Source organism: Pseudomonas sp. 22085, from assembly GCF_052045815.1.
GTDB lineage: Bacteria > Pseudomonadota > Gammaproteobacteria > Pseudomonadales > Pseudomonadaceae > Aquipseudomonas > Aquipseudomonas glycinae.
On sequence record NZ_JBQEQA010000022.1, the window covers coordinates 102,843 to 115,660 of the forward strand.

Annotated in this window: 13 protein-coding genes; 7 read left to right on the plus strand and 6 right to left on the minus strand. The window is 62.3% G+C overall.

The annotated features are described in order from the left end of the window. Positions 1-8 precede the first annotated feature (8 nt). From ACTJK7_RS24060 to ACTJK7_RS24080, 5 genes are all read left to right on the plus strand, one after another. Positions 9-1,622: an ABC transporter ATP-binding protein gene (locus ACTJK7_RS24060; RefSeq protein WP_108562797.1), complete on the plus strand. Its 1,614-nt coding sequence runs from the start codon at positions 9-11 to the stop codon at positions 1,620-1,622. Positions 1,623-1,770: 148 nt separating this feature from the next. Beyond that, positions 1,771-2,292: a DUF3455 domain-containing protein gene (locus ACTJK7_RS24065; RefSeq protein WP_064597927.1), complete on the plus strand. Its 522-nt coding sequence runs from the start codon at positions 1,771-1,773 to the stop codon at positions 2,290-2,292. A gap of 42 nt (positions 2,293-2,334) precedes the next feature. Then, positions 2,335-2,868, plus strand: a complete 534-nt coding sequence (locus tag ACTJK7_RS24070; protein WP_170928941.1) for a sigma-70 family RNA polymerase sigma factor — start codon at positions 2,335-2,337, stop codon at positions 2,866-2,868. Beyond that, positions 2,865-3,560 (plus strand): anti-sigma factor, encoded by a 696-nt coding sequence (locus ACTJK7_RS24075; protein ID WP_108562798.1) that lies wholly within the window; start codon positions 2,865-2,867, stop codon positions 3,558-3,560. Before ACTJK7_RS24070 ends, ACTJK7_RS24075 begins: the two co-directional genes overlap by 4 nt. Positions 3,561-3,673: 113 nt before the next feature. Beyond that, positions 3,674-4,036, plus strand: coding sequence for a hypothetical protein (locus tag ACTJK7_RS24080; RefSeq protein ID WP_108562799.1), 363 nt, complete (start codon positions 3,674-3,676; stop codon positions 4,034-4,036). A 78-nt stretch (positions 4,037-4,114) separates the two neighbouring features. On the opposite strand, the gene ACTJK7_RS24085 is transcribed toward ACTJK7_RS24080, so the two are convergent. After that, on the minus strand, positions 4,115-5,203 hold the full coding sequence (locus tag ACTJK7_RS24085) for a DUF1615 domain-containing protein (RefSeq protein ID WP_108562800.1): 1,089 nt from the start codon (positions 5,201-5,203) through the stop codon (positions 4,115-4,117). A gap of 194 nt (positions 5,204-5,397) precedes the next feature. Here ACTJK7_RS24085 and ACTJK7_RS24090 point away from each other — a divergent pair, with 194 nt between their 5' ends. Then, on the plus strand, positions 5,398-6,927 hold the full coding sequence (locus ACTJK7_RS24090) for an FAD-dependent oxidoreductase (RefSeq protein ID WP_108562801.1): 1,530 nt from the start codon (positions 5,398-5,400) through the stop codon (positions 6,925-6,927). A gap of 128 nt (positions 6,928-7,055) precedes the next feature. Here ACTJK7_RS24090 and hemB read toward each other — a convergent pair whose 3' ends face one another. Both hemB and ACTJK7_RS24100 read right to left on the minus strand, forming a co-directional pair. Continuing rightward, a complete protein-coding gene (gene hemB / locus ACTJK7_RS24095; protein ID WP_064380881.1) occupies positions 7,056-8,030 on the minus strand; it encodes a porphobilinogen synthase in 975 nt (324 codons plus the stop codon). 258 nt (positions 8,031-8,288) lie between these two features. Next, positions 8,289-8,987 carry a glutathione S-transferase family protein gene (locus tag ACTJK7_RS24100; RefSeq protein WP_108562802.1) on the minus strand — a complete coding sequence of 233 codons (699 nt, stop codon included), beginning with the start codon at positions 8,985-8,987 and terminating at the stop codon, positions 8,289-8,291. 295 nt (positions 8,988-9,282) lie between these two features. Between ACTJK7_RS24100 and ACTJK7_RS24105 the strand changes: the two genes are divergently transcribed. Then, entirely contained in the window at positions 9,283-9,957 is a 675-nt protein-coding gene (locus tag ACTJK7_RS24105) for a hypothetical protein (protein WP_011335086.1), read from the plus strand. Positions 9,958-9,984: 27 nt separating this feature from the next. Here ACTJK7_RS24105 and mnmH read toward each other — a convergent pair whose 3' ends face one another. The 3 genes from mnmH to ACTJK7_RS24120 all read right to left on the minus strand — a co-directional run. Continuing rightward, positions 9,985-11,088: a tRNA 2-selenouridine(34) synthase MnmH gene (gene mnmH / locus ACTJK7_RS24110; RefSeq protein ID WP_440780688.1), complete on the minus strand. Its 1,104-nt coding sequence runs from the start codon at positions 11,086-11,088 to the stop codon at positions 9,985-9,987. Then, a complete protein-coding gene (selD, locus tag ACTJK7_RS24115; RefSeq protein ID WP_440780687.1) occupies positions 11,088-12,122 on the minus strand; it encodes a selenide, water dikinase SelD in 1,035 nt (344 codons plus the stop codon). Before selD ends, mnmH begins: the two co-directional genes overlap by 1 nt. 108 nt (positions 12,123-12,230) lie before the next feature. Continuing rightward, on the minus strand, positions 12,231-12,818 hold a 588-nt coding region (locus ACTJK7_RS24120), incomplete at its 5' end, for a hypothetical protein (protein ID WP_440780686.1).

A 12,818-nucleotide genomic window follows, 5' to 3' on the forward strand; every position in this document is an offset into this window, starting at 1 on the left:
GAGCTGAAATGACCGACAACCTGATTGAAATCCGCGACCTGCGCGTCGCCTTCGCCGGGCACGAAGTGGTGCACGGCGTGAACCTCGACATCCGCCGTGGCGAATGCCTGGCACTGGTCGGTGAATCCGGCTCGGGCAAGTCGGTGACGGCGCACTCGATCCTGCGTTTGCTGCCAGGCAAAACCGTCAGTAGCACGGGCAGCATCCGTTACAACGGCGTGGACTTGCTGCACGCCAGTGAACAGCAGATGCGCAGCTTGCGCGGCAACCGCATCGCGATGATTTTCCAGGAGCCGATGACCTCGCTGAACCCGTTGCACACGGTGGAAAAACAGATCAGCGAAGTGCTGGAGATCCACAAGGGACTCAAGGGCCGCGCCGCGCGCCAGCGCACGCTGGAACTGCTGGAACTGGTCGGCATTCGCCAGCCGTTGCAGCGTCTGAAGGCCTATCCGCACCAGCTCTCCGGCGGCCAGCGGCAACGGGTGATGATTGCCATGGCGCTGGCCAACGAACCGGAATTGCTGATCGCCGACGAACCGACCACGGCGCTGGACGTGACCGTGCAACAGAAAATTCTCGAGCTGTTGATCGAGTTGCAGCAACGCCTCGGCATGTCGCTGCTGCTGATCACTCACGACCTCAATCTGGTGCGGCGCATCGCCCAACGGGTGTGCGTGATGCGCCATGGGGAAATCGTCGAACAGGCCGATTGCGAAACGCTGTTCCGCGCCGCGCAGCATCCCTACAGCCGGCTGCTGATCGAGGCGGAACCGTCGGGCGCACCGGTGCCGAGTCGCTACGATCACAACCTGCTGGAGGTGGACGATCTGAAAGTCTGGTTCCCGCTGCCCAAGGCGTTGTTCAGCCGCACCCAGCAATACATCAAGGCCGTGGACGGCGTGAGTTTCCGGCTGCAACGGGGCAAGACCCTGGGGATTGTCGGCGAGTCCGGCTCGGGCAAATCGACGCTGGGCCAGGCAATTCTGCGGCTGGTGGAATCCGAGGGCGAGATTCGCTTCGGCAACAAGCAACTGAGCCTGCTCAATCAGCGCTTGATGCGCCCGTTGCGCCGACAGATTCAGGTAGTGTTCCAGGACCCGTTCGGCAGCCTCAGCCCACGGATGTCGGTGCAGCAGATCATTGCCGAAGGCCTGCTGACCCACGGCATCGGCACGCCCGAAGAACGTGAGGCTGCGGTGATCCGCGTCTTGAAGGAAGTCGGCCTCGACCCGCAGAGCCGCCATCGCTATCCCCACGAATTCTCCGGCGGCCAGCGCCAGCGCATTTCCATCGCCCGGGCGCTGGTACTGGAACCGGCGCTGATTCTGCTCGACGAACCGACCTCGGCACTGGATCGCACGGTGCAGAAACAGGTGGTGGAGTTGTTGCGGCAATTGCAGATCCGCCATGGGCTGACATACCTGTTCATCAGCCATGACCTGGCGGTGGTGCATGCACTGGCGCACGACTTGATGGTGATCAAGGACGGCAAGGTGGTGGAACAGGGGTCGTCCCGGGAGATTTTTGCGGCGCCGCAGCATGCCTACACCCAGGAACTCCTGAAGGCCTCCGGCCTGGCATTGGAAAAAACCGGGAAAGAGCTGGTTACAACAATCTGACAATTGCTGAAGATCCCTGTGGGAGCGGGGTTGCAGTGTTTTCAAAATTATTTGTCGGGCCCTGCATCCAAACGCCTCCGTCGCGGGTAGTCCCTGTAACAGCCCTCTTTCGGCTGTCAGCGGTTTACCCTTTTTCGGAGAAACACTGATGAACATCACCCAACTGATCGGCTTCACCGGTTTGCTCGCCGTCGCCTCGACAAGCTTTGCCCAAAGCAGTTATCCCGACGCGATCAAAGTGCCAGACGGCCACAAGATCGCGATGGAAACCACCGGGGTCGGCGAGATCACCTACGAATGCCGGGACAAGGCCAATGCCGCCGGCCAGACCGAGTGGGTGTTCGTCGGCCCCAAAGCGGTGCTCAACGATCGCAGCGGCAAACAGGTCGGTACCTACTTCGGCCCGCCCGCCACCTGGCAGGCAAAGGACGGCTCGAAAGTCACCGGTACGCAACTGGCCGTAGCGCCATCGAGCCCGGGCAACCTGCCCTATCAACTGGTCAAGGCCAACCCCGCCGAGGGCAAAGGCGCCATGAGCGGCGTGAGCTACATCCAGCGCGTCGCGCTCAAGGGCGGCGTGGCGCCGGGCAGCGAATGCACGGCAGCCAACAAGGGCAAACAGGAAGTGGTGAAGTACCAGGCCGACTACATTTTCTGGGCGGCGAACTGAGCCTGACTGGACGTTTGGCCGATGCTTGCTAGATTGCAGGACATGCCATTACCCGAAACCGCGTTCGATTACGAAGCCCGCCTCGCCGCCTGTGCCCGCGGCGAGCGCGGGGCCCTGCGCGAATTGTATGTGCAGGAAAGCCCGCGGCTGCTCGGTGTGGCCCGGCGTCTGGTGCGCGACACGGCGCTGGCCGAAGACATCGTTCACGACGCATTCATCAAGATCTGGGCTGGCGCGGCGGGTTTCGATCCGGCGCGCGGTTCGGCCCGGGGCTGGATGTTCAGCGTGACCCGCCATCTGGCGCTGAATGTGCTGCGCAATCACGACCGGGAAACGCCGTTGAACGACAGCAACGAATCTCCGGCGATTGATGACGACTTCGATGCGCTGGCGCAATCGACCCGCATCCATCGCTGCCTGCATCAACTGGAACCGCAACGCCGCCGCTGCATCCTTCACGCCTACGTCGACGGTTACAGCCACGCACAGATCGCCCAACGCCTCGACACGCCGCTGGGCACCGTCAAAGCCTGGATCAAGCGCAGCCTCAATGCGTTGCGGGAGTGCATGGGATGACCACCGAATCGGCGCAGGAACGCGATGAACTGGCCAGCGAATACGTGCTCGGCACCCTCTCGGCCGAAGCCCGCGCCGAAGTGCAACGACGCTTGCCCAACGAGCCCGAGCTGCAAGCGGCCGTGGATGCCTGGGAGCGGCGTCTGCTGGAACTGACCGACCTCGCGCCGGCGCATCAGCCCTCGTCGCAGTTGTGGCAACGCATCGAACGCAGTGTCGGGCAACTCACCCATAAGGTGGCGCCCGAGATTTCCTGGTGGAACCGCCTGTCGCTGTGGCGCGGCTTGAGCGCTGCCGGGCTGGCCGCGACCTTGTTGCTGGGTTCGATCCTGCTAACTCAAACCACCCCGAAACCGAGCTTTCTGGTGGTGCTGGTCGCCCCGCAGGACAAGGCGCCGGGCTGGGTGATCCAGGCCAGCAGTCCGCGGGAGATTCAGTTGATTCCGCTGGGCGTGGTCGAGGTGCCGACGGACAAGGCGCTGGAATTCTGGACCAAGGCCGACGGCTGGCAGGGTCCGGTGTCGCTGGGGCTGGTCAAACCGGGCCAGGCGCTGTCGATCCCGCTGGACAAACTGCCGCCGCTGCAACCTAACCAATTGTTCGAGCTGACGCTGGAAGGCGCCACCGGTTCGCCGATCGGCAAACCCACCGGGCCGATCCAGGCAATTGGCCGCGCAGTGAAGGTGCTGTGACAAACCATCATCGGCGTCGATGTTCACCATCACGTCAATGAAGTTCTCTTAAAAAATCCCGGGCGTAACATCGGCTCCATACCAAACAAACAACACCCCCGGAGCACACAATCATGAAACGCCAAGTCATCCTCAGCATTGCCCTCTCGGTTCTGGCTTCCAACGCATTTGCCGCCAAACCGGCCCACACCATGATCGCCGAAGGCGGTTCGGATCGTCTGATCGAACAGCGCGTTGCCGAAGGTGGCTCGGATCGTCTGATTGAACGCCGCGTTGCCGAAGGCGGTTCGGATCGTCTGATCGAACGCCGCGTTGCCGAAGGTGGCTCGGATCGTCTGATTGAACGCCGCGTTGCCGAAGGTGGCTCGGATCGTCTGATCGAACGCCGCGTTGCCGAAGGTGGCTCGGATCGTCTGATTGAACGCCGCGTTGCCGAAGGTGGCTCGGATCGTCTGATCGAACGCCGCGTTGCTTGAATGAATGGCTTGACCGCAACAACCCAGAAAAAACCCGGCTCCCGTCAGCCGGGTTTTTTTATGCCTGTCTGATCGTCCTCAGCCCTTGGCCATGCAGCGCCGATAGCGCTCGTCGACCCGTTTGGCAAACCACGCCGTGGTCAGTTTGCGGGTGATCTTCGGGCTCTGCAGCACGATGCCCGGCAACACCGCACGGGGCAGTGACTTGCCCTCCGCACGCTCCGCCAGCTCGAATACCCGTTGATACAGTTTGGTTTCCTCGAAGCCCAGGCTATCGCCCTTCTCCAGTTGATCGCGGATCACCGGATTGCGCATGCCCAGCGATTTGCCGAGAGCGCGCACCGCCAGTTCAGTGCTGCCCGGCATGATCGCGCCCGGGCGGATCAGGTCGCCATCCAGCGCCAGCGGAATCCCCGACGCCCGGCTGACCGCGTTCTGAAACGCCGCATTGCGACTGGCGTACCAGCCGGCGTTGAAATCGGCGAAGCGGTACAAAGGTTCGCGGTAACTCACCGGATAACCGAGCAGATGGGCGATGCCGAAATACATCCCGCCGCGACGGCTGAACACCTCGCGGCGAATCGTCCCGTCCACCGGGTACGGATAATCCTTGGCGTGCTTCTCGGCGAATTCGATGCTGACCTGCATCGGCCCGCCGGTGTGCACCGGGTTGAAACCGCTGAACAGCGTGCGGCCCATCGGCACCGAGCCGATGAAATCATCGAAAATCGCGCTCAATTCCTTTTCGCTGCGGGCGGCGCTCAGGCGTTCGCTGTAGCTCTTGCCGTTCGGCGAGCGCACCTGCAAGGCGCCGCTGACCAACAGGCTCGGGATATGCACCTTGGCGGCGCGGCGGTCGATTTCGTCACGAGCGATCTTGCCCAGGCCGGGTACCGGCGGATCGACCTGAAAGGTGGATTCCTGCTCGGTGACGGCCAGCACCGAACACAGATTCTGTGTGGTCGGGCTGATGCCCTGGGCCGCGAACGCGGCGTAGATGTCGGTGGCCCAGCCTTGGCGGTCAACGGTTTTTGCTGGCAGCAGGCGCACGATCTGCGCCTTGACCTCGGCGGGCGGGCGCGGCGCCGGTTCTTCGCTGCGTTGACCGGCGCAACCGGCCAGTACCAGCAGCGCGGCGAGGCTGACGAATAATCGAGGGGTGTGCATAACGCTTCATCCAGTCCGTTGAGCCGGGTTAACCCTACGCTCAATCGCAGGGTGCAGGATAGGACTGCGGGCCGGCGGCGCTGTTCCATCGTCCCGTCTGGCAGGCCGACTGGCCGCCCTCGCCGTCTGATCCATACTTGCTGCTGCACACTTAGTTGCACGTCTCGGATCAGGACACGCGAGGAGGACAGACCATGAACCGCAGTGATGTTCTGATCATCGGCGCGGGCCCCACCGGGCTGGTGCTGGCCCTGTGGCTGAGCAAACTGGGCGTGCGCGTGCGCATCATCGACAAAGCTTCCGCTCCGGGCACCACTTCGCGGGCGCTGGCGGTGCAGGCGCGCACCCTTGAGTTGTACCGGCAACTGGATCTGGCCGACGCGGTGGTGCGCAACGGTCACCGGGTGGCGGCGGCGAATTTCTGGGTCAAGGGCAAACCCGTGGCGCAACTACCGCTCAACCGCATCGGCGAAGGCCTGACGCCCTATGCCTTTCTGGAAATGTACCCCCAGGACGAACACGAGCGACTGTTGATCGACCGCCTCGAAGACTACGACGTGACCGTCGAGCGCAACACGACGCTGGAGAGCTTCACGGAAAACGGCGATGGCCTCACCGCGCATTTGCGCCTGCCGGATGGCGAGCAGGAAATCTGCCAGGCCTGCTATCTGGCCGGGTGTGACGGCGCTCGTTCGGTTGTGCGCAAAACCCTCGACACCGGTTTTCCCGGTGGCACCTACCAGCAGATTTTCTACGTCGCCGATGTGCGGGCCAGCGGCCCGGCGCTCAACGGCGAGTTGCATCTGGATCTGGATGAAGCGGACTTTCTCGCGGTGTTCCCGCTGGCCGGTGAAGGCCGTGCGCGGTTGATCGGCACGGTGCGCGACGAACGTGCGGATCGCGCCGAAACCCTCGAGTTCTCCGACGTCAGCAATCGTGCCATCGAACATCTGAACGTGCACATCGAGGACGTCAACTGGTTCTCCACCTACCGCGTGCATCATCGGGTGGCGGATCACTTTCGCCAGGGCCGGGCGTTTCTGCTCGGCGATGCGGCGCACGTGCACAGCCCGGCCGGCGGTCAGGGCATGAACACCGGCATCGGCGATGCGATCAACCTGGCGTGGAAACTCGCGGCAGTGCTCGGCGGCGCAGCAACGCCCACACTGCTCGACAGCTACGAGACCGAACGCATCGCCTTCGCCCGGCGACTGGTGTCGACCACCGACAAGGTCTTCAGCTTCGTCACCGCCGAAGGCCGCATGGCCGACCTGTTACGCACCCGGCTGGCGCCGTTCCTGATTCCGAAAATGGCCTCATTCGAGAGCAGCCGCGAGTTCCTGTTTCGCACGGTGTCGCAGATCACCGTCAACTATCGGGGCATGGCATTGAGCGAAGGCGTGGCCGGGCACGTCCACGGCGGCGACCGCTTGCCGTGGGCCCATGATGGCGAGGGGGATAATTACGAGCCGTTGCGCCAGCCGTGCTGGCAGGTGCATGTGTACGGCGACACCAGCGACGAGATGATCGCCTGGTGCAATGAACATCACTTGCCGCTGCACGTGTTCGACTGGCGTCCGGCGTTTGAAACGGCGGGCCTGGGGCGCAACGGCTTTTACCTGCTGCGCCCCGATACCTACGTGGCGATTGCCGACAACAGCGCGGATCCGAAGGTGATCGAGCGGTATTTCCGTGACCACGGGATCCGGCCGTTTTTCACCTGATTCAGAACACCACAAACCACTGTGGGAGCGAGCTTGCTCGCGATAGCGGTCTGTCAGTCAATGCAGGGTTGTCTGATACGCCGATATCGCGAGCAAGCTCGCTCCCACATTGGGTTTTGTGGTGTTGCTTAAATCCCGGCCAGGGCCAGGTCCATCGCAAAGTAGGTGAAGATCAGATCCGCACCCGCGCGCTTGATCGCGCCGAGGCTTTCGCGCACCACGCGATCTTCGTCGATGGCCCCGGCCTGGGCGCCGAACTTGATCATCGCGTACTCGCCGCTGACCTGATACGCCGCCAGCGGCAGGTTCGAGGCTTCGCGGATGTCGCGGATGATGTCCAGGTACGCGCCGGCCGGTTTGACCATCAGCGCATCGGCGCCTTCCTGTTCGTCGAGCAACGATTCGCGCAGGGCTTCGCGGCGGTTCATCGGGTTCATCTGATAGCTTTTGCGATCGCCCTTCAGCGCGCTGCCGCCGGCCTCGCGGAACGGGCCGTAGAGCGCCGAGGCGAATTTGGTCGAGTAGGCCATGATCGGAATCTGCGTGAAGCCGGCGTCGTCGAGTGCCCGGCGAATCGCCCGTACCTGGCCGTCCATCGCTGCCGATGGCGCGATCACGTCGGCGCCGGCACGGGCTGCTGCAACTGCCTGTTTGCCGAGGTTGATCAGGGTCTGGTCGTTGTCGACCTCATGGTTGTGCATCACGCCGCAATGGCCATGGTCGGTGTACTCGCAGAAGCAGGTGTCAGACATCACGATCATGTCCGGCACGGCGTCCTTGGCGATCCGCGACATGCGCGACACCAGGCCGTTTTCGCGCCAGGTGTCGCTGCCATTGGCATCCAGATGATGGGACACGCCGAAGGTCATCACCGACTTGATTCCGGCCCGAGCGTAACGCTCGATTTCGCCGGCCAGTTTGCGCTCGGGAATGCGCATCACGCCGGGCATGCTCTTGATCGGCACGAAGTCATCGATCTCTTCTTCGACGAAGATCGGCAGCACCAGATCGTTGAGGGAAAACTCGGTTTCCTGGAACAGGCTGCGCAGGCTCGCATTGCGGCGCAGACGGCGTGGACGTGCTTCGGGGAACTGACTGGACATGGGGCCTTTCCTGAAAACAGCGGATGAGACGAAAGTCGTAGGGGGCGAAGCTTATGCCTTGCGGGGGACGGGGTACAAACCTGGATCAATCAACAGTGCATTACCCAAGACGCAATAATCATCAGAACCACCCGATGACCTGTGGGAGCTGGCTTGCCAGCGATAGCAATGGGTCAATCAACATCGATGTTGACTGTGACAGCCTCATCGCTGGNCTGGCAAGCCAGCTCCCACAGGGTCGGGTGTTTAACCTTGAAATCAGGAAGGAATGGTCAGGCCGCGCACAACCGCCGGCCGCGTGAGGAAGCGCTCCAGCACCCGGGTGACGTTCGGAAAGTTGTTGATGCCGACCAGATCACCTGCCTCGTAGAACCCGATCAGGTTGCGCACCCACGGAAACGTGGCGATGTCGGCGATGGTGTAGCGCTCGCCCATGATCCAGTCGCGCCCTTCCAGGCGGGTGTTCAGGACGCTGAGCAGGCGACGGCTTTCTTCGACGTAGCGGTCACGGGGACGCTTGTCTTCGTAGTCCTTGCCGGCGAATTTGTTGAAGAAACCGAGCTGGCCGAACATCGGGCCGATCCCGCCCATCTGGAACATCAGCCACTGGATGGTTTCGTAGCGCAACGCGCCTTCCTGGGCCAGCAACTGGCCGCTCTTGTCGGCGAGGTAGATCAGGATCGCGCCGGACTCGAACAACGGCAGCGGTTTGTCCTCGGGACCGTGGGGGTCGAGGATCGCCGGAATCTTGTTGTTCGGGTTCAGCGACAGGAACTCCGCAGACATCTGGTCGTTGGTGTCGAAGCCCACGCGATGCGGCTCGTAGGGCAGGCCGATCTCTTCGAGCATGATCGAGACCTTGACGCCGTTGGGGGTCGGCAGGGAATAAAGCTGAATCCAGTCAGGGTACTGCGCCGGCCATTTCTGGGTGATCGGGAACGCGGACAGATCAGTCATGTGTAGCATCCAGTCACAAAATGAAAGGCCTGAGCATAATCCACGAACAGCGCTCTGGCTCGGGTTCTTTACGCCCTCGCCCGCCGGCTTACTTAAATCCGCAACATCCTGTGGTTAACCTTCCCTCCAACCGCACAGCCTCAACGGTAAAGTGCGGCGCACTCAAGCGGATCGAACCAAACGGGCCTCAGGGGGCTCCAAGCAAGCCAGTGATGACAGGGAAAACACCCGGCGCGCATGCCCCGGTGCAGAGGTTTGTCAGCCTTAACCGAACAGACTGAAGACGCCTTATCCCATGACGAACTTGATGAAAGTCGCCAACCGCTTCAAACATCGCGCGTATGTGGCCCTGCCCACCCTGCTGGCAGTCAGCGCGCTGTTCCTGTCGCTGGAATCCAGCGAAAGCCGTGCGCAACCGGTGGACGGCACCCAGACCCTGGTGTTCCTGCGCCATGCCGAGAAACCGGCCGGTGGTCTCGGCCAGCTCAACTGCCAGGGCCTGAACCGGGCGATCGACCTGTCGACCCTGCTGCCGGAAAAATTCGGCAAGGCCGACTACGTGTTCGCCGCCAACCCGACGCGCAATGTCGAGGAAGGCGAACTGGACAACTCCTACAGCTACATCCGCCCGCTGATGACCATCAGCCCCGCCGCGATCAAACTCGGCCTGCCGGTGAACATCGAGTTCTCGGCCAACGACACCAGCGACCTGGCCCGGGAACTGACCGACGACAAGTACCACAACTCGACCATCTACACCGCGTGGTCCCATGGTTACCTTCCTGAATTGATCAACAAGGTTGCCGGCAATGCGGTAGGCGGAAAACAGAAAATCACCGATGACTGGGAATCCAGCGACTACGACTCGCTGTATGTGCTGACCCTGACCTGGCACAACGGCAAGGCCAGCCTGCAGAGCCACAGCTACAAACAGGGGCTGGATAACGGCCAGGAAAGCTGTCCGACCTGAATTTGCCCGGGGCCTGCTCGGGCCCCTTCAGGCCGGGGGTTTGACCCGTTGACGCAGGTACTCGATAACGGCCTGCCGCTCCCCCGCAAACTCGATCCGCCCGCCCTTCTTCTCGCGCTGAAACACATACATGGGGTCGTAATACTCGCGCAGCAAACCCTCGATCCACGCGCGGTGCAAATCCACAGCCCCACTTCGGCCCTGCTCCGCCAGCGCCTCTTCCATCAACACCCGCGTCCGTCGATGCCGCTCGCCACCCAGTCGCTTGTGCACATTGTCGAGGCTATCCAGCAACCGCTCGGAAAACCGCCCGAAACCCTCGTCCCCATGCACAGCCTGAAACTCGGCAGACAAATCCACCACGTAATCGCGCAGGATCCGCTCGACGCGCTGCTCGAAACGATCTTCCAGCCAGACCATCGGGTACTGCTGCATGCCCTGATACAACGGCAAGGGCAACGCGCAGCTGCCGACCACCCGGCTTTCGTCCTCCAGCACAAACTGTCCGATGCCGGCGGCGCGTTTTTTCAGCAAGTCGATGGCCAGCCGGTTCTCGAAATCGATGTTCGACGGCTGACCGGTGGCGCGCTTGCCAAAACTCGAGCCTCGGTGATTGGCATGCCCTTCCAGATCCACGCTGTTGCGCAGTTGCACCAGCACTTCGGTCTTGCCGGTGCCGGTCATGCCACCCAGCAGCACGAAATCACAGTCGGCCAAGGCTGATTCAAGAGTGTCGATCAGAAAACCCCGCAGTGCCTTGTAGCCACCGCCGATACGCGGGTAGTCGATGCCGGCTTCGGTCCTGAGCCACTGTTGGACAATCTGCGAACGCAGGCCGCCACGAAAGCAATACAGATAACCTTCGGGATGCGTCCGGGCAAACTCCGCCCAGGCCTGGATACGCTCTTCCTTCACCGGGCCGGACACCAGTTGATGGCCCAGCTCAATGGCTGCCTGCTGACCGTGATGCTTGTAGCAAGTGCCGACCCGCTGGCGCTCGATGTCATTCATCAGCGGCAGATTGACCGCCCCGGGAAACGCGCCCTTATGAAATTCGACCGGCGCACGAGCGTCCATCAGCGGCCGGTCGTTGAGGAAGATGTCGCGGTAGTCGGTGACGTCGATGGACATCAATTCACCTCGACCGCGTGGCTCTGTCGCCCGATCAACTCACCGATCGGCTCAAGCGCGAGGCCGAGTTCGGCAGCGACGGCGAGAAATTCGGCATTGCCTTCCGGGGTCACGGCCACCAGCAGACCGCCGCTGGTCTGCGGGTCGCACAGCACTCGCTTGTGCAATTCCTGGACCCGCCCGACGCGGCTCGAATAGCTGTCGAAATTGCGCAAGGTGCCGCCTGGCACGCAGCCCTGTTCGAGGTAGTACTCGATGCTCGAAAGACGCGGCACCCGATCATAAAAAACCCGCGCCGTCAGGTGACTGCCGTCGGCCATTTCCACCAGATGCCCGAGCAGCCCGAACCCGGTGACGTCGGTCATGGCGGTGACCCCGGCCAGTTTGCCGAAACGGCTGCCGGGCTTGTTCAGCGTACACATCCAGTCCCGGGCCACGCCGATGTCGTCGGGGCGCAGCTTGCCCTTCTTTTCGGCGGTGGTGAGGATGCCGATGCCCAATGGTTTGGTCAGGTACAGCAGGCAACCGGCGGTGGCGGTGTCGTTGCGTTTCATGAAGCGCTTTTCCACCAGCCCTGTGACGGCCAGACCGAAAATCGGCTCCGGCGCATCGATCGAATGCCCGCCGGCCAGTGGAATCCCCGCCGCATCGCACACCGCTCGCCCACCCCGTATCACGTCCCGCGCCACTTCCGGCGCCAGCACATTGACTGGCCAGCCGAGGATCGCAATCGCCATCAACGGATCGCCGCCCATGGCGTAGATATCGCTGATCGCATTGGTGGCGGCGATCCGGCCGAAGTCGAACGGGTCATCAACAATCGGCATGAAAAAATCCGTGGTCGAGACCACCCCGCGCTCGGTATCGATTTCATACACCGCCGCATCATCGCGCGACGCGTTGCCGACCCACAGTTTCGGATCAAGATTCTGCGCCCCGCTGCCGGCCAGAATCACCTCCAGCACCTTGGGCGAAATCTTGCAGCCACAGCCGGCGCCGTGGCTGTATTGGGTCAGACGGATGGGCTCGGTCATGAGGGAGGTCTCCGGGAGGCAGTGGGGCAAATACTAGCAGAGGGGATGGGAAGCACGTTTCTGTCGCTCAAGGCAATCGACCACCGTGCGTCCCTACTGCCTCAGGGACTAGCGCTGCACCTCGGCAAAGATCTCGGTGATCGGTCGATGCGGCTGGCGCTTTTGCAGTTGGCGCACCTGCTCGCTCAGGCGCAGCAACTCTTCACTCGGCTTGGCCCACTGCTCTTTCGGCAGCGGCTCCGACCATTGGCGCATGGCTTCGGGCAGCGCCTGTTTGCCGATCCTTCCGAGGCGGCGCACTTCCCATTCGACGAGTCGGTTGGGAATCGTCCACAAGGTCATGACGTGATAGAGGTACCAGAAGAAACCCGACAGCCGAGAACGAGAGCCGTCTCGGATCTGCTGGTGCATGCGCGCTCGGGCGTTGCGGAAGGTGTGCAGGCCTTCGTGGGGTGGGTCGTCGGGGCCTTGCAAGTCTTGAAGGTCTTGAATCGATTTGAGGTCGTGGATTTCGTATTCCATGTAGCCGCGAATGGCCTCCCAATGGCTGATCGCGAGGGGCAGGCCGGCGCATTGGAATTCGAGGCTGGTGAGGGTTTCGCCGTGGTAGAAACCGATGCCCATGCCGTATTGGCGGTGGATGCCGTATTGGGTCGCGCCCTGGGCTTCGATGATCCAGGCGGAGAGGGATTCCCA

What these genes read in the sequence shown, in the direction of transcription:
- mnmH (WP_440780688.1), bottom strand. Translation starts at nt 11,088, where the DNA reads ATGTCCATCGACGTCACCGACTACCGCGACATCTTCCTCAACGACCGG.
- ACTJK7_RS24085 (WP_108562800.1), bottom strand. Translation starts at nt 5,203, where the DNA reads ATGCACACCCCTCGATTATTCGTCAGCCTCGCCGCGCTGCTGGTACTG.
- ACTJK7_RS24060 (WP_108562797.1), top strand. Translation starts at nt 9, where the DNA reads ATGACCGACAACCTGATTGAAATCCGCGACCTGCGCGTCGCCTTCGCC.
- ACTJK7_RS24075 (WP_108562798.1), top strand. Translation starts at nt 2,865, where the DNA reads ATGACCACCGAATCGGCGCAGGAACGCGATGAACTGGCCAGCGAATAC.
- ACTJK7_RS24065 (WP_064597927.1), top strand. Translation starts at nt 1,771, where the DNA reads ATGAACATCACCCAACTGATCGGCTTCACCGGTTTGCTCGCCGTCGCC.
- ACTJK7_RS24080 (WP_108562799.1), top strand. Translation starts at nt 3,674, where the DNA reads ATGAAACGCCAAGTCATCCTCAGCATTGCCCTCTCGGTTCTGGCTTCC.
- ACTJK7_RS24100 (WP_108562802.1), bottom strand. Translation starts at nt 8,987, where the DNA reads ATGACTGATCTGTCCGCGTTCCCGATCACCCAGAAATGGCCGGCGCAG.
- hemB (WP_064380881.1), bottom strand. Translation starts at nt 8,030, where the DNA reads ATGTCCAGTCAGTTCCCCGAAGCACGTCCACGCCGTCTGCGCCGCAAT.
- ACTJK7_RS24070 (WP_170928941.1), top strand. Translation starts at nt 2,335, where the DNA reads ATGCCATTACCCGAAACCGCGTTCGATTACGAAGCCCGCCTCGCCGCC.
- ACTJK7_RS24090 (WP_108562801.1), top strand. Translation starts at nt 5,398, where the DNA reads ATGAACCGCAGTGATGTTCTGATCATCGGCGCGGGCCCCACCGGGCTG.
- selD (WP_440780687.1), bottom strand. Translation starts at nt 12,122, where the DNA reads ATGACCGAGCCCATCCGTCTGACCCAATACAGCCACGGCGCCGGCTGT.
- ACTJK7_RS24105 (WP_011335086.1), top strand. Translation starts at nt 9,283, where the DNA reads ATGACGAACTTGATGAAAGTCGCCAACCGCTTCAAACATCGCGCGTAT.